The organism is Streptomyces sp. NBC_01410 (genome assembly GCF_045040195.1).
GTDB lineage: Bacteria > Actinomycetota > Actinomycetes > Streptomycetales > Streptomycetaceae > Streptomyces.
Genome location: NZ_CP109530.1, coordinates 4615069 through 4640959 on the forward strand (window position 1 = coordinate 4615069; position 25891 = coordinate 4640959).

Here is a 25891-nt window from a genome sequence, read left to right on the forward strand (position 1 = left end):
GCGGTACACAACCAGGCAACGGGGGCTGCCACAAGAGTTTGAGCACCCAGCCGCGGGTGCCACCGCTCGATGCGGCTCCCTGGCGCGGCGTACCCCTCGTGAACGTCGGCATGCCGCCCCTGAGCTGACAGCTCACTACGTCGAAGTCCACGACTACTTGCCACCGAGCGACTTCGTACACGCGGTTCTGCGCTCGGGCGGCGGGGCCTGAGCTCGGCAGCCCTCGTTCTGTCCCCCGGCCGACTACAACCCCGACCGGTCCGCCGCGTTCTTGGCGGCGGCGAGCAGGTCGATTCCCATCTTGTCGGTGCGGCCCGGAGAGCCGCCGAGCCGGTGGACGAGCACCCAGTTCCCCGTCCGGGGGAGCGCCCCGGCGAAGGCCGAGGCATCGCGGGTCGCCCCGTTGTGCCACAACAGCTGCCCGGCCGACTGCCAGGAAGGCGCGGGTTCCCCCAGCGCGCGTTCCATCAGCAGCTGGGTGACCACGCTCGCCAGCGCGCGGGGCGTGGCCCACAGCCCGCCCGCGGGCAGGATCGGCCCGTCCATGGTCCACCGGGCGCGTTCCCGGGCGAGCAGGTTCCGCGCGCCCAGCAGCCGGTCGGCGGGCGGATGCGCGGTGACCTCGTCCACCCCCAGGGGCGTGAGTACGTGCTCACGCACCAAGTCCTCGTACGGCCGCCCGGCCGCGGAGACCAGGGCCGCGCCGAGCACGGCGTAACCGAGGTTGGAGTACTCCTCCTCCTGTCCCGGTCGCCGCACGGTGATCTCGTCCAGTCGCCCCAGGAGGGCCCGGAGCGCGTCCTCGTCGAAGGCCGCGTAGGGATCGCTGCCGGTCAAGCCCGGCGGGAGACGCGGCAGGCCCGAGGTGTGGTCCGCCAGCGTCCGTAGCGTGATCCCCGATCCGGGCGTTGTCGGGAGCCATTGCTCCACCGGATCGTCGAGGCCGAGCAGGCCCGCCCGGGCCATCCGTATCAGGGCGGTGCCGGTGAGCACCTTGGTCAGGGATCCGATCTCGACGAAGGCGGCCGCATCGTGCCCGTGCCGGACCAGCGGCGGAGCCGAGCTGCTGAGTACGCAGACCGGAACGCGCAGCCGGTGAAACAGCCCGGCCTTTGCCACAGTTGACCCCACGTTCGACTCCCCCACTGACTCCACCGTCCGCAACCCGCCTGACGACCACCAGCCGCATTTTCCCATGCACGGGAGCGGTAGAGTTCACGATTGCCTGAATTCAGGTGTCGATGTATCGTCGCAGTGTGCTGACACTTGCCACCGAGGTCGACGTCCTGGCCCGCTTCGGCCGGGCGCTCGCCGATCCGATCCGCTGCCGCCTGCTGTTCGCCCTTCGCGACGCGCCTGCCCATCCGTCCGACCTGGCCGACGAGTTGGGGATCTCCCGGACCCGGCTGTCGAACCACCTGGCCTGTCTGCGCGACTGCGGCCTCGTCGTGGCCGTCCCCGTCGGCCGCCGTACGCGCTACGAACTGGCCGACCCGCGACTTGGTCATGCCCTCGACGACCTGCGCTCCGCCGTCGTGGCCGTAGAAACCGACCGCACCTGCCCGGATGCCGCCGAGAAGAGCTGCTGCTGATGGCCGCGACGTCCCCAAGCGCCGCGACACCCCTCGGCCCTGCCCCCGCCCGACGGGACGAACTGGCCCGTCGCATACGCCTGTTGGTCGCCGCCACCCTGACGTACAACGTCGTCGAGGCGGCCTTCGCCATCACCGCGGGCACCATCGCGTCATCCACGGCGCTCGTCGGCTTCGGCCTGGACTCGGTCGTCGAGGTCTCCTCCGCCGCGGCGGTGGCCTGGCAGTTCTCCGCCCGTGACCATGCGTCGCGCGAGGCGCGGGAGCACACCACCCTGCGGATCATCGCCGTGTCCTTCTTCGTACTCGCCGCCTATGTGACCGTCGACGCCGTGCGGGCGCTGACCGGCGCGGGCGAGGCGGGCCGCTCTGTCCCGGGCATCGTGCTCGCCGCCGTGTCGCTCGCGGTCATGCCCTTCCTGTCCGCCGCCCAGCGCAGGGCCGGGCGCGAACTGGGGTCGGCCTCCGCGGTCGCCGACTCCAAGCAGACCCTGCTCTGCACCTACCTGTCCGCCGTACTGCTGGTCGGCCTGCTCGCCAACGCCACGTTCGGCTGGTCCTGGGCCGACCCCGTCGCAGCCCTGGCCATCGCCGCCGTCGCGGTCAAGGAAGGCCGCGAGGCATGGCAGGGCAAGGGCTGCTGCGCACCCCCGGTACCCGCCGCCTCCCCGTCAGCGGATGCCGAGGCCGATGCCTGCGCCTGCGGGCCGGGCTGCGGCTGCGGCTGACACCGGATTACGGTGGCTCCATGGCGGAACCGCTGGATGTACTGGTGGTGGGTGCCGGCCCGACGGGACTGGCCCTGGCCGCTCAGCTGCGGGCGTACGGCACCCGGTTCCGCATCATCGACCGCAGTCTCGACCGGGCTCGCGAGTCACGCGCTCTGGCCATCCAGCCGCGGACCCTGGAGGCGCTGGCCGGGTTCGGTGTGACGGACGAGCTGGTCGCGCGCGGCAACCGGGCGGTGCAGGTGCGGATGCATGTGCCGGGCGGCCGGGTGCTGCGGCTGCCGCTGTTCGACATCGGGTGTGCGGACACCCCGTATCCGTATCCGCTGTTTCTGTCCCAGGCCGAGACCGAGGCCGTGCTCGGGGCGCATCTCGCCGAGCGCGGTGTGGCCATCGAGCGCGGCACAGTGCTGCGCGACCTGTCGCCACAAGACACGTACGTCACTTGCCGGTTGAGTCACGGTGACGAGGAGCGCGAAGAGGTCCGGGCCCGCTTCGTCGTCGGCTGCGACGGCGCGCACAGCACCGTACGCGGCCTCGCGGGCATCGGCTTTGTGGGCTCCGCCTATCCGCAGACCTTCCTGCTCGCGGACCTGGAGGTCGACGGCCTCGAACGCGGCGCCGCCCATGCGTACCTCTCCGAGGCCGGGATGCTGTTGTTCTTCCCACTGGAATCACCGGCCACCTGGCGGATGCTCGCCATGCGCCCGCCGGACGCGCCGGACGAAGAGGTGAGCCTGGGGCAGCTGCAGGCGATCACCGACCGGTACGCGGGCGCGGCGGGCTCCGCGGCCGAGGCGGGCGAGGGGCTGCGCCTGCGGGATGCCGTCTGGATGACCGAGTTCCGGCTGCAGAACCGCGGCGCCGCCCACTACCGCGCCGGCCGTGTCTTTCTCGCGGGCGACGCGGCCCATATCCACAGCCCGGCCGGCGCCCAGGGCATGAACACCGGCATTCAGGACGCCCTCAACCTCGGCTGGAAACTCGCCCTCACCTGCCGTGGCGCCGCCCCCGAAGCGCTTCTCGACACGTACGAGAGCGAACGGGCACCGGTCGGCCGGAACGTGCTGCGCTTCACCGACCGCGCCTTCACGATCGCCACGAGCCGTAACCCGTTCATCCGTCGCGCGAGGACCCAACTCGCCCCGCGCCTGATGCCGTTGGCGCTTCGCTTCACCACCCTGCGCGGCAGAGCGTTCCGTACGCTCTCCGAGCTCGCCATCCACTACCGGCGGAGCCCCCTCACCGAGGAGGGGAACCGCCGTCCGCGCGGCGGCCCCCGGGCGGGCGACCGGCTGCCCGACACTCCCGCCGGTCTGCAGGCCCTGACAGCCGGTCCCGGCTACCACGTGCTGCTGTGCGGTCCGCGTGACGCCTGGGAGTCGGAGGACCTGACGGCCTTCGACCGAAGCGGCCTGGTCACCGTCCACCACCTCGGCGACCAGAGCCCCTGGCCGGGCACCGCGCACGGCCTGGTCCGCCCCGACGGATACCTCGCCTACCGCGCGGGCGGAACCGACCTGTCCGGCCTCCGCCACCACCTGGACCGCTGGCTGCCTTGAGGAGGCTTCGGCGCGCGGATGGCAGCGAGGCGATCAGCCAATGCACAAGGCGATCAGGCACACCTGCGACGGTGATGTGGGATCGTCCGTCGACGTTGTCGGCAAGAGGTTCACCGTCGTTGTGCCTGCGCCGGGGCGTTCGGCGGAATCGGGCGCCGTCGGCTCCGGCGCCGGGGCGGGGGCGTTGCCCGCGGGCGTCGCCGGGGCCGGATCGGCTGCGGAGGGCGGTGTTGCGACGGGGGGCGCGACGGGTTGGGCCGTCGCCGCGGTTTTCAGCTGTCGGCTCGTCGTCGCTGTGGCAGGCGCAGTACGAGGCGTGGCGGCCGTGGTGCTCTGCTGTCCGCCGGTTGCTGTCGGCGGGCGAGTGCTGGGATGCCGCGAACCCGGGGTGTCCGGTTGCTCCGACGCCGAGTCGGTGGCCGCGGTCCCGGGGGTTGGCGCGGTCACAGGATCCGGCGGTGAGGCCGCGTGTGTGTGGCCGCCGGCAGGCCTGGTGGTCGGCAGCGCGGCAACGGTCAGTCCGCCACCGACAAGGGCAACGGCCGTCGCGGCCACGGCCCGGCGCTTGTTCTTCTTCCAACGCGCCAGCTGGCGACGCCGAGCGGCCCTGCCCTGCCCGGTGGAGGCGGTGCCTTCGTGGCCGCTGGACGAATCACTGCCGGATGCGTCCGCCGTCGTGTCCCCGGACGCGCCGCTGCAGGCGGGTGCGGCATCGGACTGAGGAGTGCCGGGGCGGGGCTCCGCAGTGGGGACATCCTCCGCGTCCCAGGCCTGCCCCGTCGTTGCGGGAGAGGGGACCGCGCTGTGGAGGCGATGGGCGGGCGGGGCTATGTCCGGAGCGTATGCACCGCACCCGGGACACACGAGGGCACCGTTGAGATTCCGGCGGCACGAGTAGCAGTAGTCCATCTGCGATCTTCCTGTGCTGACTGCACCGCCAGGGACGCCGGCGACCTGTTTCGCGTTCGCATTTCGCTTCGCATGCGGGATCGAGCGGCCAGTAACGCTACTGGCGCCCGCGGAAGGTGATGCGCAGCCCTTGTGACGCTGCTGCAAAGATCTACTGGCGGTAGTGCGTGGTACTCCCGGACATGTCGTCACGAATGCCGGGATGAGAGGCGGGACTACGCGGCGTACCGCATCCGGTCCGCGGTCGGACCGACCGACGGCGCTGCGGCGCGGTCTACTCCCAGGGCTATGATGCGGTCACGGTGGCTGCTGTACGTCATTGCCGTACAGCAGCCACCTGTTGATCAACCCCTCTCGTGCGGGGGTGGGGTTTCGTCAGGGGCGGTGCCAGCCCCAGCCCCAGTTCCAGTTCTGCCAGTTGCCGGTGATGGTGGTGGGGTCGGTGGCGGTGTGGGTGGCGTTGTCGCCGCCTCCTGTGACGGTGGCGGTGTTGGTGACTGAGGCGGGGGCGTTGCGGGCGATCTGGACTCTCAGGGTGATGGGCGGGTAGCTGCTCCCAACGGCCAGGACGCTGGTGCGCGTGCAGGTGAGGGTGGCGCGGGTGCAGCGCCATCCGTTGCCGCTGATGCTGGCGGCGTTGAGTCCTGCCGGGAGGGTGTCCTGGACGGTGACGGTGGTGCCATTGGTCGGGGCGGTCCCGTTGTTGCCGACGGTGAGGGTGTAGGTGCCCTGCCTGCCTCGGACGAAGTTCCCGGTGTGGCTCTTGGTGATCGTCAAGGAAGGCGTCGGCGTCGGCGCCGGGCCGACCGCGATAGCGAAGGGCTCTCCGAAGACGGTGATGGTGTCGGTGACCGTGTTGGTGGTTGTATCGATCACCGACACAGTGCCCGAGTTCCGGTTGGTGACGTAGGCGTGCTGGCCGTCCGGGTTGACCGCGGCACCGATCGGGTTGCTGCCGACGGGGACGGTGGCGGTGACCGTGTTGGTGGCGGTATTGATCACCGACACAGTGTCCGAGATCGAGTCGGCGACGTAGGCGTGCTGGCCGTCCGGGTTGACCGCGACATCGCGCGGGGCGGAGCCGACGGGGACGGTGGCGCTGACCGTGTTAGTAGCGGTATCGATCACCGACGCGGTGTTGTCGCCGATGTTGGCGGTGTAGGCGTGCTGGCCGTCCGGGGTGACCGCCACACCGTTCGGGCCGGAGCCGACGGGGACGGTGGCGGTGACCGTGTTGGTGGCGGTATTGATCACCGACACAGTGCCCGAATTGGAGTTGGTGACGTAGGCGTGATCGCCGTCCGGGGTGACTGCCACATCGATCGGGGCGAAGCCGACGGGGACGGTGGCGGTGACCGTGTTGGTGGCCGTGTCGATCACCGACACATTGTTCGAGCTCAGGCCCTGGTTGGCGACGTAGGCGTGCTGGCCGTCCGGGGTGACCGCCACACCGATCGGGCCGTCGCCGACGGGGACGGTGGCGGTGACCGTGTTGGTGGCCGTGTCGATCACCGACACATTGTCCGAGAGCCCGTTGGCGACGTAGGCGTGATCGCCGTCCGGGGTGACCGCCACACCGAACGGGCCGTCGCCGACGAGGACGGTGGCGGTGACCGTGTTGGTGGAGGTGTCGATCACCGACACAAAGTTCCCAGTGAAGTTGGCGACGTAGGCGTTCGGGCCCGGGGCGGCCCAGGCCGGTGACGAGGCGACGACCGGCAAGGTCATTCCCGCCAGCATCGCCAGCCCCGCCACGCAGGCCCGCAGCCACGCCCATGACCATGGCCGAAGCCCGCTCCCCTTGGGCCCCGGACCGCGATAGGACCCAGTCTGTTTGCTCATGCGTCTGACCACCGGTACCTCCGTCGCACGAAAAGGGGCAGCCTCCGCCGGTCACGCCGATGGCGCCGACACCAAGCCGCCGATCACCCAGTGTGATCGTGCGTCAGTTTAGGTGCTGATGAATCGATTCTGACGATATGACACCTTTTGTCCGGTCAGCCGATACGGGGGTCGCGTCGCCTCCCCGTACGCGCGATCAGGCATGCGTGTGAGCAGTCGGCTGTCACAGTGTCAGGATGTGCTGCTCCTGGCCGCGGTGATGATGGTGTCGAGCCTGTCGCGGGCGCCGGCCAGTTCGCCGATCTGCTTGTCGATGCGATTGCGCTCGGCCGTCAGCAGCGCCAGGGATTCCGGCGTGCTCACTCCTGTGTAGACGCACGGGAGGAGCTCCAGGATCGTCCTGCTCGACAGCCCCGCGGCGTACAGCTGCTGGATCAGCAGCACGCGGTCGACCGCGCTTTCCGGGTAGAGCCGCTGCCCGCTCGGGCTGCGTTCCGAGGTCAGCAGATTCTGCTCCTCGTAGTACCGCAGGGCCCGCACGCTCACGGACGTCCTTACGGCGAGCTCGCCGATGCGCACAGCGCCTCCTCGTGATCCGGGCCACATGACTTGCCTCTGACGTCAGCGTCAGGTTTTAGCGTAGCTCACGGAGCTGCCCATGGACGGCCCGCACATTCCACGAATGCAAAGGACAGCACTGTGACCAGCTTGTTTGACAGCTACCAGCTCGGAAACCTCCGGCTCCCCAACCGCGTGGTGATGGCCCCGATGACCCGGGCCCGGGCAACGGCCGACGGAATCCCGAGCCCCCTGGCGGCGACCTACTACGCCCAGCGGGCCACCGCCGGGCTGATCGTCAGTGAAGGCGTGCAGCCGAGCCTGCGGGGCCAGTCGAACCCCAACACCCCCGGGCTGCACACCGACGAGCAGGTCGCCGCGTGGCGGCCGGTGACCGCCGCGGTGCATGCCAACGGCGGGCGGATCTTCGCCCAGCTCATGCACGCCGGCCGGGTCGCGCACCCCGAGACCGTCGGCCACCATCCCGTCGCCCCGTCGGAGATCGCTCTGAAGGCAGAGCTGTTCACCGGTCCCAAGGGGCTCCTGCCCGCTCCCGTCCCGCGCGCCCTGTCGACCGAAGAGGTCAAGGGCGAGGTGCAGGTGTTCGTGGACGCCGCGCGCCGCGCGATCGACGCCGGGTTCGACGGCATCGAGCTGCACGGGGCGAACGGCTACCTGATCCAGCAGTTCCTGTCCTCCAACGCCAACCAGCGCACTGACGCCTACGGCGGTTCCGTCACCGGCCGCATCCGCTTCGCCGTCGAGGTGGCCGAGGCGACCGCGGACGCCATCGGCGCCGACCGCGTCGGTATCCGTCTCTCCCCCGGCGGCCAGGTCTGGGAGATGGCCGAGGACGACGTCCCGCAGTTGTACGGGGCCCTGCTCGACGCACTCGCCCCGCTCGGTCTCGCCTATGTCCACACCCTGGTCACCGCGGACGACGACCTCCTGATCGCGCTGCGCAAGGCCTGGCCGGGCGCGTTCATCGTCAACCCGGGCGGGCAGATCGGCCCGGTCCCGACAGACCAGGCGCTCGGCGAACGGTGGCTCGCCCAGGGCGCGGACCTGATCGGCTACGGCCGCGCCTACCTCGCCAACCCGGATCTGGTCGAGCGGCTTCGTACGGGACTGCCGCTGCGTGACACCCCCGACAAGGACACCTGGTACTCGGGCGGCGACACCGGATACGTCGACTACCCCAGCTACCAGCACTGAGCCGGACGGCGCCCCGCACCGCACCACGGCTCCGCACCGGGCACCTTCGGTGGGCTACTTCACCGCGCTCAGCGTCGCGAAGACCACGACGTTGCCCTCGTAGCCGGTGCGCTTGGTGTAGCCGCCGCCGCAGGTGATCACCCGCAGTTCGGGCCGGTCGGAGCTGCCGTAGACCTTCTCGTCCGGGAAGTTCTTCTTGTCGTAGACCTCCACGGCGTCGACGGTGAACACGGCCGTGCGCTGGTCTGCGCGGCTGATCTCGATGGTGTCGCCCTTGGTCACGGCACCGAGGTTGTAGAAGACGCCCGGGCCGGTGCGTGTGTCCACGTGCCCGGTGGTGACGGCAGTCCCTGTCGCGCCGGGAGCCGTGCCGTCGCCGTACCAGCCGGCAAGGCCGGGGCTGTCGGCGGGCGGGGGCCGTAGCGCCCCCGCCGCGTCGAGGTCCAGTCGTGTCATGGGCGCGTCGACCTGGATGGCGGGGACCCGAAGCCGGACAGGATCCGACGCCGGCAGCGGCTGGACGGTGGAGGGCGCGGCCGGGGCGGCGCCGCTGGGAGTGGACCGTACAGCGGTGGGGACAGAGGTGGGGAAGGCCTGGGCGGCCGAAGGCTGCGGTGGCTGCTCGTCGCGTGCCGCGTTGATCACGAGCAGGGTGCCCGCCATCAGTGCGCAAGCCAGAAGCTTGACCGAGGGGATGAAGGGGTGTGGGGAATCGCTGGTCTGGTGCCCGGTTTCCATCGCGGTTGAGCCTTTGCCTCGCAGCGGGGTGAGGACCTCGCGGCCCCCGGACCGATGCGGTGTCCGGGGGCCGGTGTGGCGGGAGTTGGGCGGTCAGGTCCGGACACCGCTCGGGCGGCGCCGCATTCTGAGCACACCCCCGGCGGCGGCTCCGGCGATCAGCACACCGCCCAGGGCGAGCTGCGTACTTTTGTCGTCGGCACCGAAACCGGCGTCGACCGGGCCGCTCGGGGAGTCGGCGGTGATCAGGTGCGTATCGGTGATCTTGATCCGTGGCGGGCACTTCACCGTGACTCCGTGGACGCCGGGCCCGGTGTCTTCCGGGACCTTGAACTGGCCCGTGAGCACCCCTGCCCTCTCACCCTTGAACAGGTGGAACGCTCCTCCCGCCTCCGACGTGCCCTTGCCGTAGGTCTCCTTGCCGCAGGCGGTCGTACTGACGGTGATCGTGGAGCCCGGGGAGGCCTTCCCCGGGCGGATCTGGATGCCTGAGCCATCGGCGGCGACAGCGGCCGGGACCGACAGGGCAAGGGCACCGACAACCAGGCCGATACCTGCACCAACTCGTGTGTAACGCATGAGGATCCTCCAACGGAGCAGTGTCCGGCCTGTCTGCGCGGCGCCTCTGCTGTGCTCCGTTCACGAGGCAACCGACAGTCCGTCAGCTCCGCAACATGACGGATCGCCACATATGTCACCCGGGTAGGCGAAGTGGCGGCTTTCGCTTGATCATTTACGCAGGTCATCGGAGCAGAGCCCGTCACGGTGGAGGAAACGGCGCAGGGACGGCGAACGGGCTAGGGAGGGCTCTGCCGGGAGGCTGCGCTCTTCCGGAAACGCACGCAGTGGCACGGGCACGTGATGTTCCGGAAAACGCGTCAGGGCCCTGAGCCGTCCGGAGACGAGTCAGGGCCCTGATCAGGCATGTTGTTATGTCTTACGCAGAGCGGGTGACGGGAATCGCCCTGTACGCCCTCTTCGATGTCAGGCGTGGAGGTCAGTCCAGGGGCGGTGCCAGTTCCAGTCCTGCCATCTGCGGGGGCTGATGGTGGTGGGGTTGGTGGCGGTGTTGGTGACCGTGCCGGGAGTGGCGTTGCGGGCGACGCGGACGATCAGGGTGATGGGCGGGCAGCTGCTCCCGGCGGCCAGGACGCTGCTGCGGGTGCAGGTGACGGTGGACCGGTTGCAGCTCCATCCGGAGCCGGTGATCCTGCCGGCGGTGAGTCCTGCCGGGCGGGTGTCCTGAACAGTGACCGTGGAGCCATTGGTCGGGGCGGTCCCGTTGTTGCCGACCGTGATGGTGTAAGTGCTCTGTCGGCCTTGGACGAAGTTCCCGGTGTGGCTCTTGGCGATGGTCAGCGAAGGCGCCGGCGGCGGCGCCGGAATGACCGGGCTGATCGCGATACCGGCGGGGGGTGCCGCCGACGGAGACGGTGTCGGTGACCGCGTTGGTGGTGGTGTCGATCACCGACACCGTGTCGTCGTCGTTGTTGGCCACATAGGCGTTCGGGGGCGGGGCGGCCCAGGGCCGGGGACATGGCGATGGCCGGCAAGGCCAGTCCTGCCAGGATGGCCGGCCCTGCCGTGCAGGCTCGCAGCCACCCCGATGGCCATGGTCGAGATCGCGACATCGTCGCGGGGCAGAACCCGCCCGCACCGTCCGGGAGTTGATGGCACGGGTCAGTGGCCAAACGGGTAAAGTCGGCGAGCCATTGATGGGACTCTTCCGCTGCCTGAGTTCGGCATCCGGAGTGGCTGATCACCCGCAAACGCAAGCCCGTGTGCTGATACGGAACACCGGACGGTGATGATGAGCGATTTAGTTCGCTTTGAAACTACGCAAGGCTCTATGCTGATCGAAGTTGACGAGAATTCCTTCGGAGTTGAGCGTGTAGCTCGCGATCGCAACGGAGTGATCGAAGCGGGACGTCGGTTGGACGACGCGTTACAAGCCGCACGTCCCACCATTCGCGCGGTGATCGCGACCGTGCGGGAGATGGTGCCGGACGAGTTCGAGGTCGAATTCGGGATCAAGTTGAACGCCGAGGCCGGCGTTGTCGTCGCGAAGACAGCCGCAGAGGGACACTTCACCGTCCGGCTTGCGTGGCAACGCTCGAGCGAGGGACCGGCTGGTGCTCGAATCGACGATTGAGCGGCCACCCTGGCTGCTGAGGGTCCGTCGTAGCGCGAGTGAGGCACCCGTAGGCGCAGGGATCTTCGTGGGTGAGCGGCATATCGTCACCTGCGCGCATGTCGTCATGGCCGAGGCGGGGCCAACGCCCTTGGCGGACACCGTGTATGTCGAGTTCCAGTACGCCGAACCGCACCGGTCGATTCCCGCCAGGGTGGTGGAAGGCGGATGGCACCCCGATCCGAATAACGGCACAGGTGATGTGGCCGTTCTCGAACTGCAGCTGCCTCCGCCCCAAGACGCCATGCCCGCGCCTCTTTGCTCGACAGGGGTCGGGGTCTGGGACCACCGGTTCCGTGCGTACGGCTATCCGCGGGGGCATGAGGAAACCGGAGTGCCCTCACGAGGAGTGGTGATCGGTGCGGCGGGTGTCGAGCGGCTGCAGCTGCAATCGGACTCCGCCCTTGGCTTCGCGCTGGAACGGGGCTTTTCGGGATCGCCGGTGTGGGACGTCGATCTCGCGGCAGTCATCGGGATGGTCGTCACGCGAGACCGCCCCCGAGGGGACGGCGGGGATCCGCGGACCGGTTACGCGATCCCCGTAGAGGTCATTGGTCGCTACTGGACGCCATGGCCGCTGCCCGTCAACTCCCGTCCTCCGGCCGTGGAGCCTTCCGGCCTCGGAGCGACGGAGCGTGAGCATCTCAACAAGCTGGCTCGCATTCATGAGCGCAGTATCCAGATCCTCGAACAGCAGGAAGCGCGGTACGCGGGAAGTGCCCCCGTGCATCTCCTGACCCAGCTGGAGGACGAGCGCTCCCGACTGTCCGAGCTGAGGCGTCGGCTCGGACCAGAAAAATGAGAGGTGCGGGCCGTTGCCCCGGAATTCACCCGTCTACCGCATTGGAAGTTCCACCTTCAGCGTCAGCTACGGGCTTCTGGAGGACTCGAATGCCGAAGTTCTCGTAAGTTCCGACGACAACTACCTGACCATGGGTGGGGGAGTTTCTCGGTCTCTCCTGAGAGCGGGCGGCTCGGATGTTCTCAAACATTCCCGGAAAATGATTCCGCTGAGCATCGGCGATGTGGCCGTGACGACCGCAGGGAAACTCCCAGCGAAATACATCTTCCATGCGGTGACAATTGACCTGGACCGCAGAGTGTATCCGGACCATCGATGCATCAGGGACCTGGTGAATCGGGCCCTGGATTTGGCGGAATTTCTCCGTGTCCGAACCATTTCCTTCCCGGCTCTGGGGACTGGTGTCGCAGGTTTTCCCTTCTATGACGCTGCCGCAGCCCTGGTCCCGACGATCTGTGACCGGCTCGCCCAGAACATGTCGCTGCAGGAGGTCAACCTGCTCCTTACGGCGCGAGAAGGCGTCAGAGAGAATGATCTCACCGTATTCTACGAACGGGCCGCATCGCTGGCATCGGTGGCCGCGCAAGGGCAGAGGCTCGCCGCGTCCATGGGGCGGCTGCAGGATATCGTCGGTGACACAACCCCCTCGGACCTCAAATCCAACCTGTCGGACCTGCTGTCGGAAATCAGGGACGAACTCGCGACCATCGCGAGGAGCCCTCGGTCTGTCGAGGAAATCGACCGGCAGCAAGAGAGTCACGTCGCAAGCACAGGAAGGCATGTCGTCGAATTGATCGACGGCGCGGACGGTCTCGGAAAATGGAAAGATCTCAACGTCGAGAGAAAAGCGCTCCAAACGAGACTTGAGGGGCTGAGTACGCTCCTCAACGTCCACTACGGATCGTTGAACAAACTGGAGATCGAGAAGGCTCGCTATGCCGGAGTCGGAATCCCGGTCATTCTCGAGAACCAGATCGAGGAAGTGAACGCGGAGATCAGGCGAGTGGAAGAACTGACGAGAGAAACGCGGAGAAAGGTCGAGAGCCTGCCGGAAGGGTGACGGTCCGCCGAACTTCGGTCGGCCGCACGCGCGCGAGGTCGGCTACCCGCCCGAAGACGGCCAAGCCCGTGGCGGGCCACGGGTGGCGTCTATCGCTTCTGGGCCCTGTACCGCTTGAGCAGGGCGGTGATCTTCTCGTGGTTCGCCTGGCCGTTCAGTTCGTCGAGCAGTTCGTCGGGACAGAGCTCGTAGTGGTCGCCCCACCACCGTCGCCCTCTGTTGTCCCAGATTCGATACCCGCCTGGTACGCCTCTGGCCACGTACCGCCTCCTACCCACACGTCACCCCCTTGCGGTCTTCGCTGTCGTCTTCCTTCACGTCGCCTCCTGGGCTGGACAAGGGGGAGCCGCACAGTAACGCGGAGCCTGACAGGCCGCGCCGCCCGCACGCCCGCACCGCCGTCGGCTGCGCCGATACACCCTGGGCGCTCATCGCAGCAGCCGGCCGGAGCAGGTGGGCTCCTCGTAGTCCGAAGTCGCCCTGAGGGCCGATCAGTTGAGCATCGAACAAACGTATGGCGCCCGAACAAATTGTCGTTCACATCCTTTGTGATCATGCTAAGTTCCTCCGCGGCCCTGGAAGCACGACGACCACCAGGGCATACAAAAACGGGAGAAACATTGCGTAAGTTGGCAGCAGGCATACTCACGGCCGGACTCTTCGCCGCGGGTGCCGGAACCGCGTTCGCGGCCTCGTGGCACAGCATTCCGACGCTCTCGACGGGCGGCGCGTCGTTCACGGGCGGCAAGTACAAGTTCCACCCCGCGGGCGAGAGCCACGGCGCGTTCCAGTGGGCGGGCAAGCTGAACGACACCGATCACGGTGACGATCACAACGTCTACATGCAGGTCAAGGTCGAGGGCCACGACTGGTCCCGCTACAACGGCAAGCAGAAGTCGTCCGTCTCGCTCAACCAGCTCAACTGGGACGGCGCCCAGCGCTACACGGACGACGCCTACATCCGCGTCTGCCGCGACAAGGGTTCGTTCAACCCCGACAACTGCTCGCCGACCAAGCACTACAAGCCGTAGCGCGGTAGAGCGGTAGTCGGTAAGGCCGGGCCCAGGGGTGCACACCTGGGCCCGCTCGCTTCTTGGGGGAAGCCATCAGTACGTCAGAAATACTCAGTGCCACGGGAGTCGACCTCTCCTACGGCACGCAGCCGGCCGTCCGTGACGCCCACCTCTCTGTCGCCCGCGGCGAGGTCGTGGCCATCACCGGCCAGAGCGGTTCCGGCAAGTCCTCGCTGCTGTACTGCCTGGCGGGCGTGCTGGCCGCCGCACGCGGTCAGGTGCGGTTCGAGAACCGGACACTCGGCAGCCTCAGCGACGACGAGATCAGTACGCTGCGCCGCGAGCGCTTCGGCTTCGTCTTCCAGTACGGCGAGCTGCTGCCCGAGTTGACCGTGGAGGAGAACACCGCCCTGCCGCTGCGCCTGGCCGGGCAGCGCAAGAAGCCCGCGCTCGCGGCGGCAGGAGAAGTGCTGGAGCGGCTCGGGCTCGGCGAGCTGCGCGCACGCCGCCCGTCCCAGGTGTCGGGCGGGCAGAGCCAGCGCGTCGCCGTAGCACGGGCCCTGGTCCACCGACCGGCCGTGGTCTTCGCGGACGAGCCGACCGGATCGCTGGACAGCGCCAACGCCTCGGCCGTACTGAAGGAATTCCTGAGCCTCGCGCGGTCGCAGGACACCGCCGTCATTCTCGTCACCCACGACCCCGCCGTCGCCGCCCAGGCCGACAGCCACTACACGATGTCCGACGGCGTCCTCGCCCCGCGGGGGGCGGCGTGAGGGAGTTCCTGCTCGGCCTGCGCCTGCTGCTCGGCGCCGGCCGCGGCAATCGCATACGTTTCTTCCTGATGGCGGCCGGTGGCTCCATCGGCGTGTGCTGCCTGGCACTCGTACTGACCATTCCCTCGATCCTGGATGCCCATGACGGGCGGGCCGCCGCCCGGGAACCCCGGACCACCTCCGCGCAGCCGGCCGGCTCCACGCTGATCCTCCAGCGCTCGGATCCGTACGGCTCGAAGGCGTTCACCCGGGTGTTCGTCGCCAAGGGCGAGAAGGGTACGGACAAGACCCCGCCCGGACTGAGTGAACTGCCCGGCCCGGGCGAGGTGTTCGTCTCCCCCCGGGTGCACGACCTCCTTCGCGACCAGCCCGCGATCAAGGGGCTCCTGCCGGGCCATGAGAAGGGCAGGATCAGCGCCGCCGGGCTCGCCCACCCCGACGAACTCTTCGCCTACGTCGGCACCACGCGTGACCGGATCGCCGGCGAGGGACGCGAGCTCAAGGGCTTCGGGTACAGCTACGCACCCTTCCCGGCCGTCGAACCCTCCACCCTCACCATCCTCCGATTCGCCCTGGGAACCCTCGTTCTGCTTCCCCTGGGCATCTTCCTGTCCGTGTGTGCCCGGCTCTCGGCCGCCAGCCGGACACGCCGTCTCGCCTCTCTGCGGCTGCTCGGGCTCAGCGCCAAGGGCACCCAGCGCGTGAACGCCGCCGAGACGGTCGTCGCCGCACTGCTCGGCGCATTCCTCGGCCTCGGCGAGTACTGGCTCCTCAACCAGGTGATGACCAGGACGGGCCTGCCCAGCCTGCGGTGGTATCCGGACGACGGCGCCCTGTCGGTCACCACCATCGTCGTCTGTCTGGTGGGCTGCCCAGCCCTCGCCTGGTTCGTCGGCCGGGCCAGTGCCCGCAGCGCGGCAGAGAATCCCCTGGCGGTTCGGCGCACCGCGGCCCCCAAGCGCCCCGCCAAGTGGGGTGGCCTGCTGCTCGTGACCGGACTCGGCATCGTGGCCGGCTACTGCGTGACAGGCGCGATGGGACGCCCGGCCTCCAGCATCGGCCCGAACGCGCTGCTGATCCCGGCGGGCGTGTTGCTGACGGGTGTGGGCCTGGTACTCACGCTGCCCCTGATCTCGTACAGCCTCGCCCGCCGGCTGGCGCGTACCACCCAGTCCCTCACGCTGAACCTGGCGATGCGGCGCAACGAGGTGGAACCGGGCAGCACCATGCGGGTCGTTACCGGCCTTGTACTGCTCGTCTTCGCCGCCTCGCTCGCCCAGGGCGTCCTGATCCAGTTGGAGCAGGTCACCCGTCCGTCCGGTCCGGTTCAGGACTACTCCCTCTCGCTGTCCGCGATCACCGCACAGCAACAGGACGAGCTGGCCGGCGTACCGGGCGTACGGGCAGGTGCCCTGACGATGGATTCGTGGATCGATCTCCAGTCACCGGACGCCACGATCCCGGACCAGGCCACCGCGCTCGTCGCCACCTGTGCCCAACTGGCCCAGATGGTGAGGCGATCCGAGGGCTGCACGGACGGCAAGGTGATGCGGCTCGTCGACCCCAACTCGAGCGTCGGATCGGATCTGACCCCGGGCACGTCCTTCCCCTTCCGCTTCGAGAGGAGCAAGGAGAAGGAACTGAACATCACGCTCCCCTCCGAGCGGATCGTCTACAGCGCCTACTCGCCGTCTGCTGTCGGCAGCGCGATTCTCCTGGTCCCGCCGTCCGCCCTGCCCGCCGACGCGCGACCCGAGACGGCGCGGCTGATCCTCACCAGCAGCTCCGAACCCGAACAGGTCCGCAAGGTTCTGGACGGTATCGCGGCCGTCGCCCCGATCGCCGAGATCGAGCTCGTCGGCGTGAACATCCAGGGCCTTGAGCAGATCGCCGTCATCGAGACCCTGCTGGCCCTCGGCATGATCATGGGTCTGGTCATCGGGGTCGCGGCCTTCGTCGTTTCGGTGACCGACCGGGCCGTGGAACGTCGCGCGCAGGTCACCGCCATCACGCTGATCGGAGCCCGGGCGAGGACCATGCGGGCCGTGCAGTGCGTACAGGTCGTGCTACCGCTGAGCATCGGACTCGTGCTCGCGCTCGTGACGGGCAAGCTCGCCGAGTCCAGCTATCTGATCACCGGGGGCAGCGAGGTCTACTGGGACCTCGCAGGCACGCCGCTGCTCGCACTCGCGGCGGCGGGAGTGGTGGCGGTGGCGGTGGCGGGGACGCTGCCGTTGGTCGGGCGACGCATCAACCCTGAGCTGATCCGCCGCGACTGATCCCGAGTGTGTTCCGCAGCTTCCGTGTGCCGATTCGAGTACGCAGGGCTGCTCCGGAGCTGAGCACGGGCGCACGTGCGGTAGGTGAGAAAAAATCAGAGGCAGGCAAGCGGTACGTCGTCCTGCCGGGGTTTCTGCACACGGCAGGGGTACGCGACCGGACCAAAGAGATGTGACGGCCTGTCGGGCGGATCGGCAGGCCGTCACAGAATCCATCGGGCCAGGGCCCTGCCTACGGCGCTTGCCACTCCGCCTGGAGCTGCGGAGCTACGACGGCCCCTCCATTGGACGCGGAGAGAGAGGTGGCGGGGCTTCCGCTGTTCTGGAAGACCGTGAGGGAGATCACGTCACCGGCATTCAGCTCAAGAATCGTGGACACCTCCTGCGAAATTCCAGGAGCGCCCCCGGTGTCTGCGGTGTCCTGCTCGTCGTAGGCCTGGAGAACGCCGTTGACGTAGATGCCCATTTGACGGCTCCCCGGAGCCGGAGTGATGGACCAGAGAAGCCTTGCCTTGAGGAGGTATCGCCCCGGGGTGTTGACCACCAGACTGTCGGACGCGTCATCGAACATCGCGTCCGTGTCGTAGGCGGAGTCATCGAAACTGATCTGAGTCGCGGTGCTGCTCGGGATGGCCTGGTTCGCGGTGGCGAAGATACTCGCGCCGACATCGAGCGTGGGCCCGGTCGCACCCGTCGCACCCGTCGCGCCGGTCGCACCCGTCGCGCCGGTCGCTCCGGTCGTCCCGGTCGTCCCGGTCGCGCCGGTCGGACCCGTTGGTCCCGTCGCTCCGGTCACTCCAGTCGGACCCGTTGGTCCCGTGGCGCCGCCGTTGGTGTGTACGGCATCGGCCACTTGGCGCCACGCGGCGATCTGGTCATCGGTGCCGCCCGGTGCCCGGATTGGACTGTCCGTCGTCATCGGGGCCATCTACACCCGGTTGGGCAGCCTCGTCGTACCGAGCAGACAGCTGTCGAGGAGGTTCGTCACGTTGAACACCCCTGAGATCCTTAGCACTTGGCCGGGCATGTATCCACGCTAAAACCTCACACCAACGTCAGAGGCAAGAGGCGTGCGGTGTGTCACAACCGGGAAGCTCCGCACACCGGGAGTTCGCGTCGGAATTTCGTCGCGTCTGGAGTCATCACGTCACACCGTCCTTGCCCCGTGACGGCCGTGTCCCGGCTCTGTGACACCAGGAGTTCCACTGCTGCGGCACGACGAGGCCGTTGCTACGGTCCCGCTTCGGGGTGCGGCCGATTGGGCCGCCTGTGAACAGGGGGACGTCCAGATGAATGCCAACCGCCTCAGACCCGTTGTCCTCGCGCTCGCGGCCGTCGCGCTGACCGCGGTGCTCACCGGATGCAGGGAGGACGGGTCTGCCGCCGGGGCGGACGCGACGCCGAGCGCGGGAGCCACGGTCACTCCGTCGCCAAGCACGACTGCCGGCGAGCCCGACGCGACGCCCAGCGCGGGCGCCACGGCCCCCTCGTCGCCCGCTGCGGGCGGTAGCGGCACGCCCGCTGGCAAGCCCGACGCCAAGCACACCGGATCAGCCGCGACCAGCGCGCCCGCCGCTGACTGTGCCGGCGCGCCGCCGAGCCCGGACCAGGTCGACCCCGACGAGATCGCCGTCTACCGGGTTGAGGAACTCGACGGCAGCACCGGGAAGGTGAACCTGGTCATTGAGCACGGCGCCTGGGGATGCCCGGGGAAGGACACTGACGGCGCGCCCTTCGTCGTCACAGGCGAGCGCAGTCGCTGGGCTCTCGACCAGGCCGCGTATGTCACCGCCACCAACCCCATCACCGACAGCAGTGAGAACCAGCGGATCGGCGTGCAAGAGCTGATCGACTGGATCAATGCGCACCCCGACTCCGGCCTGGTGTTCAGGTATGAGACCGGCGAGGACGGCGCCATCCACCGCCTGGAGCAGGTCTTCACGCCGTAGTCAGTGCGGATCCCTGCTGGTCTGCGCCTGGCTGCGGGTACGTCTGGGGTGTGAAGTGGCACTGCTTCTACCCAGGTGCGAAGCTTCTTCCCGAGTCGGAAGCGACCCGGCGCTGGGCGCAAGCCGTCGGCATCGACTTCCATGAGGTACGCATCGAAACCAACGCGCACCACCTCACCTTGCTCTTCTCCGACCTCCAGATGCGCTCGACCAGCCGTACTCCCGCCCGCCAGGGTTGACACCGGCCAGCAGCGGGTACCAAACCGGGTCCTTACGAGGGTGCGAAGGGCGATCGCCATGACAGGGACTCAGCAGATCTTGTTCATCCAGGGCGGCGGCGCGGGCGCGCACGACGAATGGGACGACAAACTGGTCGACAGCCTGAGGCGAGAGCTCGGGGACGAGCACGAAGTCCGCTACCCGCGTATGCCCGACGAGGGTGACCCGAGTTACGCCCGGTGGAGCGCGGCGATCCGGCGCGAGATGGCGGACCTGGAGGACGGCGCGGTCGTGGCCGGCCATTCGGTGGGCGGGACGATCCTCATCCATGCACTCGCCGAGCAGCCGCCGGAACGAAGGCTTGCGGCGATCGTGCTGATCGCCGCCCCGTTCGTCGGCCAGGGCGGCTGGCCAGGCGACGAATTCGAGCTGCCCGGCGACCTCGGCGCGAGGCTGCCGCACGGCGCGCGGGTGCACGTGTTCCACGGACTCGAGGACGAGACCGCCCTACCGTCGCATGCCGACCTCTATGCCCGCGTGATTCCGCAGGCGCAGGTGCACCGGCTGCCCGGGCGCGATCACCAGCTGAACAACGATCTGAGCGAAGTGGCCAAGGCGATCAGCCCCGACAAACCCTGAACCCTTCAAACGCACTCCCGAACGCTGTCCCTGCAACGGACCTCTCGCCGCAGAGACTTGTGGAAGCGGCGGGGCGGGGCGGTCCAGCGCGCATGGATGTACGCGAAGGTGGTGAAGTCGCCCACGGGGGTCAGCAAGCCGGTCACCGCGTCCAGGATGTTCCACGGTGAACCGCTCGTTGACGTCGACGGCGATGTGCCGACCATCCCCGGCGAGCCGCGTCTGGATGCCGGACGTGAACTATCCCGTTCCCGGGCCCAGCTCCACCACGACCGATGCCGCGGCTGTGCCACGGATGGGTGGGTGCGACGGACCCTCCCTGGACCTCGCTCGCGGCCTTAGCGTCGAATCATGAACGATGAACAAGCAATCGCGGACCTGCACGGCCGGTGGGTGTTCGGCTGGGAGCGCAACGAGGGGGGCGCACCGTTCGACTTCCGGCGCACCTTCGACGAGTTCTACGACTTCAGCTCTCCGGACGTCCGCCTCTACGACAACTTCGACCCCGAGCAGCGTGTGGCGACGACAGCCGCCGCGTACGGCTCGATCTGGGAGCCCACCTTTCACAAGATGGTTTCCGCGCATCATGCCGTCGACGACGGCCCGCACGTCATCGCCGGCCACGATCTGGCCGCGTCCACCCTGACATTTGTAGCGCGGATCACCATGCCCGATGTCACCACGGACATTCGGACCACGACCTCGCTGGTCTGGCGCCGAACGCCGGACGGCTGGCGGATCGTTCGCGAACACAACTCGACCAAGATTCTGTCCGCAGGGGACCTCGACGACATGCTGGCGGCGCCCGAGGCTCCCTGACCCTGTGCGCCGGCTCGGACCCAGGAGCGCCAGCGCCGCAGCCGCCAAAGGTGGTGGGCGACCAGCTCATCGACGAGCTGGTGGGCTGGGTCAGGCCGAGGGTCTGCAGCTCCGTGACGCCCGGATCACCACCGTTGCCCAGGGGAGCCCGCTCGCCGTGCCAGGCGCATCCCTGCGTCATTGCTGAGCCAGTGGGGCTTCCCCCGGGCCCTTCATCTTCGCTTTTCCCTTGGACGGCGGAAGTCAGCACCCGGCTCTGACATCTGACGCCGGGCGAGACGCACGGCCAGGGACCGCCCCGCAATGGGCGACAAACCTGATGTGCAGCCACCTACTTGCGCACGGCCGCCGCCTTCCCCTCACGCCCCTGCCTCTACCCTTGAGGACTTCGGATTGATGGTTCACGAACAACCATGGAACGGAGCGTGCGGTGACCGCGGGGGAAACGCATGGCGGAGAGCTGACGGGCAAGGTACTCGGCGGGCGTTACCGGGTGACCTCCATGATCGGGCGCGGCGGCATGGGAGTGGTCGCCCGGGCGGTGGACGAACTCCTGAACCGAGAGGTCGCCGTCAAGGTCCTGCGGGCTTTCACCGACACCTCCGCAGCCGAACTGGCCGACGTGCGGACCCGGATGCAGCGGGAGGCGCAGGCCGCCGCCCGTATCCGGCACAGCGGCGTGGTCACCGTGCACGACGTGACCGAGGAGCAGGGCCTCCCGGTCATCGTCATGGAACTCGTCGACGGGCCCTCGCTCGACGACGTGCTGACGGAGCGCGGCACACTGGAGCCGCGCGAAGTCGCCGCGATCGGCGCCAAGCTGATGGACGCGCTCGACGCCGCGCACCGGGCCGGCGTACTCCACCGGGACGTCAAGCCGGGAAACGTGCTGATCGAGCACGGCGGCAGGGTCGTGCTCACCGATTTCGGCATCGCCAGCATGGAAGCCTCCGGCGACGACGCCATGGCCAAGCTGACCCAGAGCGGTCAACTCGTCGGTTCCCTCGACTATTTGCCGCCGGAGCGCGCGCAGGGCAGGGAGCCCGGTCCCGCGTCGGACATCTGGTCGCTCGGCATGACGCTCTACGCGGCCGTGGAGGGCACGTCGCCGTTCCGCCGCACGTCCGCGTGGTCCACCCTGTCGGCGATCGTCACCGAGCCCCTGCCGGAGCCCCGACGGGCGGGACCGCTCACGCCGGTGCTCCAGGCGCTGATGGCGAAGGAGCCGGAGAACCGGCCCACCGCGGAACAGGCGCGCGGCATGCTGGAGCGCGTCGCCTCGGGCGGGACGGTGCACCTCGCATCCGCCGCTCCGACGCCGAAGCCGACACCCGCTCCCGCTCCCACGGTGGACCCCGGGGCTGCGGCCGCCGCCGCACCGGCCCCGGGGTTCGGTCCCGCGCTGTTCCCCCAGCCCGCCCCGCAGTCTGAGCCTCTGCACGCCGGCTACGCGCAGCCCGACCTGCCGCCGAGGCTGCCGCAGCACGGCGTGCCGGTCGCGGGCCACGCCGGAGTCCCCGCTCCCGAGACGAGCCGGACGGCAGCCCGTCGCGCAGGGCGCCGCAGCAACCGCACCGTCGTCGCGGCGGCGGCCGCCGTCGTGCTCCTCGCCGCAGGCGCCGGCATCACTTACGCCCTGACGTCCCAACAGGGCGGCACGACCACGGACGGCGCACAGGCGACGCCGCCCGGCGTCGGTTCCCCCATGGACAGCCCCTGGTCGACCGGGGGCAGCACCCCGCCGTCCGCCGGTTCTCCCGGCACGTCCTCGAAGCCGTCGACATCGGAGGAGCCGGACGGTCACGAGGACGAGGAGCTGGGCCCCACGAAGAAGCCCGGCATCGAAGGCGACAAGCCGGCCGAGAGCCCGTTGGTCTCCCCAGAGACCAAGCCCAGCCCGACGGTGAAGGAGCCCACTCCGGTGTCGACGGCCTGCACCGGCTGGGGCCACGAGAACCGCAGCGACGGCTACGGCTACCTGGCCGAGACGTCCCACCTCTACACCGGGCCGTACGCGGAATGCCAGTACGTGACCGTGGTCAAGACCGGTGTGAAGCTCTACTACCACTGCTACATCACCAACGCCTACGGCAACAAGTGGATCTACGCCCGTATCGATGGGACGAAGACCGAAGGCTGGGCCCACAGCACCAAACTCACCAAGGAGAGCGGCACCCTGCCCCGCTGCTAGGCGTTCCCAACCAGTGCTGTTCGGGGGCGGCTTCAGAGGCGGTCTTTGGCGGCCCGCACCAGCTGCTGATGCCGTCCCGCGTGGTGACAACCTGGTCTATGTGGTCGGCGACGGCATACCGGCTGCTATGAGAGGTCGCCGCAGCGGCTGAGCTGGCGTGGAGCGCATATGTCCGCGTGTGGTGCGGCCGAGGGCGGGCCGCGATCTATAGGTTGGGCGGGTGCACCGCCTTTTCCGATGGCCTCGCAGATCCGATCACACTCGGTCGGCATCGCGGACGGACCACGCGGGAGCCGTCTACGGGTCGCTCCTTGCGGCTTCGGTGATTGCCACAGCCAGCGCGGTCGGTGACTTCCCGCGCGTCCAGGTCGTCGTGATGCTTCTCGTGACGGCCACGGTCTTCTGGGCGGCCCATGTCTATGCGAGCCTCGCCGGCGAGCGACTGGTTGGCCGGCCCGTTGGCCGGGCCGAGGTCCGACGGGCCGGACAGCGCGAGTTGCCCATCGTTGAGGCGGCCGTGCTGCCGGCGGCCGCCTTGGTGGTGAGCCCACTCCTGGGGCTGGGGCCGAGCGGCGCGGGGTGGCTCGCACTGTCGGTCGTGGGGGCGCAGCAGTTCTCCTGGGCCCTGTTCGGAGCTCTGAACGCCGGTGCGTCCCGCACCCAGGCGGTCATCGAGGGCCTGGTCAACCTGGCCTTCGTGTCGCTCATCGTGGCGGCGAAGGCGGCCGTCGGGCACTGACGGGGTCCGACCGGGGCCTTCGCCGTTCCCGCCGACGCTGCCTGTTCTGTCGGCCCATCGGCCCACGCCCGGCCGAACGAGGACTCGACGTCCGCGATTTGGACGTTGCCCGTCGCTCCTCCTTCGTGCGCCACCGCGCAGCCCCGAATCAGACGAGACACTCGGGGCGCGGGAAGGGAGTCCGCGGCTGAACGGCCGGTCGCCTCCGTCGACCAGGTCGACGCGCTCGCCGCCTGGCTGGCGGCTGATGGTCTACCTCGGCACGTACGGACCGCTCCGGCCGGAGGAACAGGCTGAGCTCCGCCGGAAGGATGTGGACCTCGACAGCCTGACCGTTCGGGTCCGGCAGGCCGCCCCGGAGCTGACTTCCGGCAAGCGGGCTGAGGGACCGACCAAGTCGGAGGCAGGCAAGCGGCTTGTGGTCCTGCCGGCCTTTCTGAGCATCGAGCTGCGACGGCATCTCGACTGGTACGCCGAAAAGGGTCCGGACGGACTGCTGTTCGTGGGGGAGAAGGGGAAGCCGTTCCGGCGTTCCACCTTCGGGCGGAAGTGGCGCAAGACCCGTGCCACGGTCGGCCTTCCCGACGGCTTCCGCTTCTACGATCTTCGTCACACCGGGCACACCCTCACGACCCGATCCGGGGCAACGCTGAAGGACACGATTTGCGGGCCGGTCAGCCCACGGAACGTGCCGTGCTGATCTTCCAGCACTCGGATCTGGAGCGCCAGAAGGAGGTTGCTGCTGGGCTTGACCAGCTGGTCCGGGGGCAGCGCAAGAAGTCGGACGATCAAGCATCTGGCACGGATCTGGCAGGAGACGCTAAGCCGGTCTAGACAATAAAGAAGCCCCGGGCCGCTGGCCTGGGGCTTTCGTATGGAGCGGGTGACGGGAATCGAACCCGCGCTCTGAGCTTGGGAATCACCGAAGCCTGTGCCATGTACACCCTGCCTGACCTGTGGAAACGGCATTCCAGCACCTTCGTGGGAAACGTCCCCATGCGCCGCTCATGACCGCTGTTGACCGCTCTGAAGGGCACGCATGGGGCACGAGCGCCCGATGGCCTGGCTTCATGCGCCAGGAGCTATTTTTTCTGGTCAGCTCCGTCACCTCCGCGCGGCTGTGACCGCAGTGGTCGGCGGCGATGAAGTGGTTGCCGACCGCCGAGGCTCAGCGTGCTTGATGTGCGGCGTGGTGGATGACGTCGGCGTAGAGGCTGAAGAGGCGCGGTCGTGGATGGTTGTCCGCCGCCGCGACTGATTGGTACTCGAGGAGCTGGGTCCAGCACCGGGCCGCGAGGTGGCGGGCGTGTGTGCCGGTCCAGGGCTGGGGGAGGAGCTGGGGTGGCAGGAGGGGGTCGGGTTCCATGGCGCGGGTGAACTCGGCCGCGAGTTCGATGGCGATGGTCAGCCGTTCGGTGTCGGTCGGGCTTGCGGTGTCCTCGAGTTGGTCGAGTCGGGCCTGGGCGAGTACGGCGAGCCGGTCATAGCGGTCGGCGATCTCTGCCAGGGGCCAGAGTTCGGATGCCAGGTCAGTGGGGGCGCGGTGATCGCCTGTGCGCAGGTCGCTGCTGGTGAGGAAGGTGACGGCATCCAGGATGCCGAGGTGCCGCGCCTGGGCCTCGACGTGTTTCTCGATGGGGTTGGCGCTGACGTACAGGCCGCCCTGGACGGCGGCTGCGCCGAGCTTGAGGAGAGTGTCGCGCAGGATGTCGCGGGCGGCTCTGGCTGATTCCGGGATGGCGAACGCGAAGAGGTGCCAGATGCCGTCCCAGGGGGCGTGACCGTGGTCCTGTTGGTACGCGTAGCGGACGTAGTCGACGTTTGGCGCAAGGGATCCGGTGACGTCGGCGGTGGCACGCAGCAGGGCTTTGCGGCCGCGGCCTTCGTGGGTGAAGCGGCCTTCGGCGACGAGCCGTTTGATGCACAGACGTACCTGCTGGTCGCTCATTCCCAGGGTGCCCGCGATGGTGTAGAGCTCGCCGGCGTCGACGGTGCCATCCTCGCGGACCATGGCATGCACGAGCAGGCGGGTGGGGATATCGGGGGCGGCTTCGGGCATGGGCCGAGCATAGG

25 protein-coding genes and 2 pseudogenes are annotated in these 25891 nt (G+C 68.8%); 17 read left to right on the forward strand and 10 right to left on the reverse strand.

All coding sequences use genetic code 11. The features are described from left to right. Nucleotides 1–243: 243 nt before the first annotated feature. The gene (locus tag OG741_RS21165; RefSeq protein ID WP_405600131.1) at nt 244–1131 is read right to left on the reverse strand and encodes a serine hydrolase domain-containing protein; all 888 of its coding nucleotides are present in this window, start codon (nt 1129–1131) and stop codon (nt 244–246) included. 125 nt (nt 1132–1256) lie between these two features. Here OG741_RS21165 and OG741_RS21170 point away from each other — a divergent pair, with 125 nt between their 5' ends. From OG741_RS21170 to OG741_RS21180, 3 genes are read left to right on the forward strand one after another with little or no spacing between them, the layout of a single operon-like run. Further along, on the forward strand, nt 1257–1592 hold the full coding sequence (locus tag OG741_RS21170; RefSeq protein WP_405600133.1) for an ArsR/SmtB family transcription factor: 336 nt from the start codon (nt 1257–1259) through the stop codon (nt 1590–1592). Further along, nucleotides 1592–2320 (forward strand): cation transporter, encoded by a 729-nt coding sequence (locus tag OG741_RS21175; protein ID WP_405600136.1) that lies wholly within the window; start codon nt 1592–1594, stop codon nt 2318–2320. Before OG741_RS21170 ends, OG741_RS21175 begins: the two co-directional genes overlap by 1 nt. Nucleotides 2321–2340: 20 nt before the next feature. Continuing rightward, the gene (locus OG741_RS21180) at nt 2341–3882 is read left to right on the forward strand and encodes an FAD-dependent monooxygenase (protein ID WP_405600138.1); all 1542 of its coding nucleotides are present in this window, start codon (nt 2341–2343) and stop codon (nt 3880–3882) included. Nucleotides 3883–5166: 1284 nt separating this feature from the next. Here the strand turns inward: OG741_RS21180 and OG741_RS21185 are convergent. Then, the gene (locus tag OG741_RS21185) at nt 5167–6633 is read right to left on the reverse strand and encodes a beta-propeller fold lactonase family protein (RefSeq protein WP_405600140.1); all 1467 of its coding nucleotides are present in this window, start codon (nt 6631–6633) and stop codon (nt 5167–5169) included. A 231-nt stretch (nt 6634–6864) separates the two neighbouring features. Further along, nucleotides 6865–7212, reverse strand: coding sequence for a MerR family transcriptional regulator (locus OG741_RS21190; protein WP_405600143.1), 348 nt, complete (start codon nt 7210–7212; stop codon nt 6865–6867). 120 nt (nt 7213–7332) lie between these two features. On the opposite strand from OG741_RS21190, the gene OG741_RS21195 reads away from it, so the two are divergent. Then, nucleotides 7333–8406 (forward strand): alkene reductase, encoded by a 1074-nt coding sequence (locus OG741_RS21195; RefSeq protein WP_405600146.1) that lies wholly within the window; start codon nt 7333–7335, stop codon nt 8404–8406. 54 nt (nt 8407–8460) lie between these two features. Here the strand turns inward: OG741_RS21195 and OG741_RS21200 are convergent, their stop codons facing one another. The 4 genes and pseudogenes from OG741_RS21200 to OG741_RS21215 form a co-directional block, all read right to left on the reverse strand. Then, a complete protein-coding gene (locus OG741_RS21200; protein ID WP_405600148.1) occupies nt 8461–9144 on the reverse strand; it encodes a class F sortase in 684 nt (227 codons plus the stop codon). Nucleotides 9145–9237: 93 nt separating this feature from the next. Then, nucleotides 9238–9723, reverse strand: a complete 486-nt coding sequence (locus tag OG741_RS21205; RefSeq protein ID WP_405600150.1) for a sortase — start codon at nt 9721–9723, stop codon at nt 9238–9240. 405 nt (nt 9724–10128) lie between these two features. Then, nucleotides 10129–10548, reverse strand: a complete 420-nt coding sequence (locus tag OG741_RS21210; protein WP_405605693.1) for a hypothetical protein — start codon at nt 10546–10548, stop codon at nt 10129–10131. Between the two features lie 13 nt (nt 10549–10561). After that, nucleotides 10562–10801, reverse strand: a pseudogene (locus tag OG741_RS21215) (hypothetical protein); the annotation flags it as partial. A gap of 192 nt (nt 10802–10993) precedes the next feature. Between OG741_RS21215 and OG741_RS21220 the strand changes: the two are divergent. The 3 genes from OG741_RS21220 to OG741_RS21230 are packed head-to-tail and all read left to right on the forward strand — an operon-like array spanning nt 10994 to nt 13197. Further along, nucleotides 10994–11296, forward strand: coding sequence for a CU044_2847 family protein (locus OG741_RS21220; RefSeq protein WP_405600153.1), 303 nt, complete (start codon nt 10994–10996; stop codon nt 11294–11296). Beyond that, nucleotides 11277–12137, forward strand: coding sequence for a serine protease (locus OG741_RS21225; protein ID WP_405600155.1), 861 nt, complete (start codon nt 11277–11279; stop codon nt 12135–12137). Before OG741_RS21220 ends, OG741_RS21225 begins: the two co-directional genes overlap by 20 nt. Nucleotides 12138–12150: 13 nt before the next feature. Continuing rightward, nucleotides 12151–13197 (forward strand): macro domain-containing protein, encoded by a 1047-nt coding sequence (locus tag OG741_RS21230; protein ID WP_405600157.1) that lies wholly within the window; start codon nt 12151–12153, stop codon nt 13195–13197. A gap of 89 nt (nt 13198–13286) precedes the next feature. On the opposite strand, the gene OG741_RS21235 is transcribed toward OG741_RS21230, so the two are convergent. After that, nucleotides 13287–13475, reverse strand: coding sequence for a hypothetical protein (locus tag OG741_RS21235; protein WP_405600160.1), 189 nt, complete (start codon nt 13473–13475; stop codon nt 13287–13289). Between the two features lie 351 nt (nt 13476–13826). Here OG741_RS21235 and OG741_RS21240 point away from each other — a divergent pair, with 351 nt between their 5' ends. The 3 genes from OG741_RS21240 (at nt 13827) to OG741_RS21250 (ending at nt 17262) form a co-directional block, all read left to right on the forward strand. Next, complete coding sequence (locus tag OG741_RS21240; protein ID WP_405600162.1) at nt 13827–14228, forward strand: hypothetical protein; 402 nt, start codon at nt 13827–13829, stop codon at nt 14226–14228. A gap of 62 nt (nt 14229–14290) precedes the next feature. Further along, nucleotides 14291–14983: an ABC transporter ATP-binding protein gene (locus OG741_RS21245; RefSeq protein ID WP_405600163.1), complete on the forward strand. Its 693-nt coding sequence runs from the start codon at nt 14291–14293 to the stop codon at nt 14981–14983. After that, nucleotides 14980–17262, forward strand: a complete 2283-nt coding sequence (locus OG741_RS21250) for an FtsX-like permease family protein (protein ID WP_405600165.1) — start codon at nt 14980–14982, stop codon at nt 17260–17262. Before OG741_RS21245 ends, OG741_RS21250 begins: the two co-directional genes overlap by 4 nt. Before the next feature lie 232 nt (nt 17263–17494). Here the strand turns inward: OG741_RS21250 and OG741_RS21255 are convergent, their stop codons facing one another. Further along, on the reverse strand, nt 17495–18058 hold the full coding sequence (locus OG741_RS21255) for a hypothetical protein (RefSeq protein WP_405600167.1): 564 nt from the start codon (nt 18056–18058) through the stop codon (nt 17495–17497). 493 nt (nt 18059–18551) lie between these two features. Here OG741_RS21255 and OG741_RS21260 point away from each other — a divergent pair, with 493 nt between their 5' ends. From OG741_RS21260 to OG741_RS21290, 7 genes and pseudogenes are all read left to right on the forward strand, one after another. Beyond that, nucleotides 18552–19211: a hypothetical protein gene (locus OG741_RS21260; protein WP_405600169.1), complete on the forward strand. Its 660-nt coding sequence runs from the start codon at nt 18552–18554 to the stop codon at nt 19209–19211. A gap of 50 nt (nt 19212–19261) precedes the next feature. Then, complete coding sequence (locus OG741_RS21265; RefSeq protein ID WP_405600170.1) at nt 19262–19450, forward strand: hypothetical protein; 189 nt, start codon at nt 19262–19264, stop codon at nt 19448–19450. A gap of 58 nt (nt 19451–19508) precedes the next feature. Then, the gene (locus OG741_RS21270) at nt 19509–20069 is read left to right on the forward strand and encodes an alpha/beta fold hydrolase (RefSeq protein WP_405600173.1); all 561 of its coding nucleotides are present in this window, start codon (nt 19509–19511) and stop codon (nt 20067–20069) included. A 351-nt stretch (nt 20070–20420) separates the two neighbouring features. Further along, nucleotides 20421–20888 (forward strand): YybH family protein, encoded by a 468-nt coding sequence (locus OG741_RS21275; protein WP_405600175.1) that lies wholly within the window; start codon nt 20421–20423, stop codon nt 20886–20888. A 430-nt stretch (nt 20889–21318) separates the two neighbouring features. Next, nucleotides 21319–23079: a protein kinase domain-containing protein gene (locus tag OG741_RS21280; RefSeq protein WP_405600177.1), complete on the forward strand. Its 1761-nt coding sequence runs from the start codon at nt 21319–21321 to the stop codon at nt 23077–23079. 322 nt (nt 23080–23401) lie between these two features. Further along, the gene (locus tag OG741_RS21285; protein ID WP_405600179.1) at nt 23402–23818 is read left to right on the forward strand and encodes a hypothetical protein; all 417 of its coding nucleotides are present in this window, start codon (nt 23402–23404) and stop codon (nt 23816–23818) included. A 162-nt stretch (nt 23819–23980) separates the two neighbouring features. Continuing rightward, nucleotides 23981–24652 (forward strand): annotated as a pseudogene (locus OG741_RS21290) (tyrosine-type recombinase/integrase); the annotation flags it as partial. 334 nt (nt 24653–24986) lie between these two features. Here the strand turns inward: OG741_RS21290 and OG741_RS21295 are convergent. After that, nucleotides 24987–25877, reverse strand: coding sequence for a PaaX family transcriptional regulator C-terminal domain-containing protein (locus OG741_RS21295; protein ID WP_405600182.1), 891 nt, complete (start codon nt 25875–25877; stop codon nt 24987–24989). Nucleotides 25878–25891 lie beyond the last annotated feature (14 nt).

What these genes read in the sequence shown, in the direction of transcription:
- OG741_RS21200 (WP_405600148.1), bottom strand. Translation starts at nt 9,144, where the DNA reads ATGGAAACCGGGCACCAGACCAGCGATTCCCCACACCCCTTCATCCCC.
- OG741_RS21175 (WP_405600136.1), top strand. Translation starts at nt 1,592, where the DNA reads ATGGCCGCGACGTCCCCAAGCGCCGCGACACCCCTCGGCCCTGCCCCC.
- OG741_RS21275 (WP_405600175.1), top strand. Translation starts at nt 20,421, where the DNA reads ATGAACGATGAACAAGCAATCGCGGACCTGCACGGCCGGTGGGTGTTC.
- OG741_RS21260 (WP_405600169.1), top strand. Translation starts at nt 18,552, where the DNA reads ATGAATGCCAACCGCCTCAGACCCGTTGTCCTCGCGCTCGCGGCCGTC.
- OG741_RS21220 (WP_405600153.1), top strand. Translation starts at nt 10,994, where the DNA reads ATGCTGATCGAAGTTGACGAGAATTCCTTCGGAGTTGAGCGTGTAGCT.
- OG741_RS21295 (WP_405600182.1), bottom strand. Translation starts at nt 25,877, where the DNA reads ATGCCCGAAGCCGCCCCCGATATCCCCACCCGCCTGCTCGTGCATGCC.
- OG741_RS21185 (WP_405600140.1), bottom strand. Translation starts at nt 6,633, where the DNA reads ATGAGCAAACAGACTGGGTCCTATCGCGGTCCGGGGCCCAAGGGGAGC.
- OG741_RS21205 (WP_405600150.1), bottom strand. Translation starts at nt 9,723, where the DNA reads ATGCGTTACACACGAGTTGGTGCAGGTATCGGCCTGGTTGTCGGTGCC.
- OG741_RS21270 (WP_405600173.1), top strand. Translation starts at nt 19,509, where the DNA reads ATGACAGGGACTCAGCAGATCTTGTTCATCCAGGGCGGCGGCGCGGGC.
- OG741_RS21180 (WP_405600138.1), top strand. Translation starts at nt 2,341, where the DNA reads ATGGCGGAACCGCTGGATGTACTGGTGGTGGGTGCCGGCCCGACGGGA.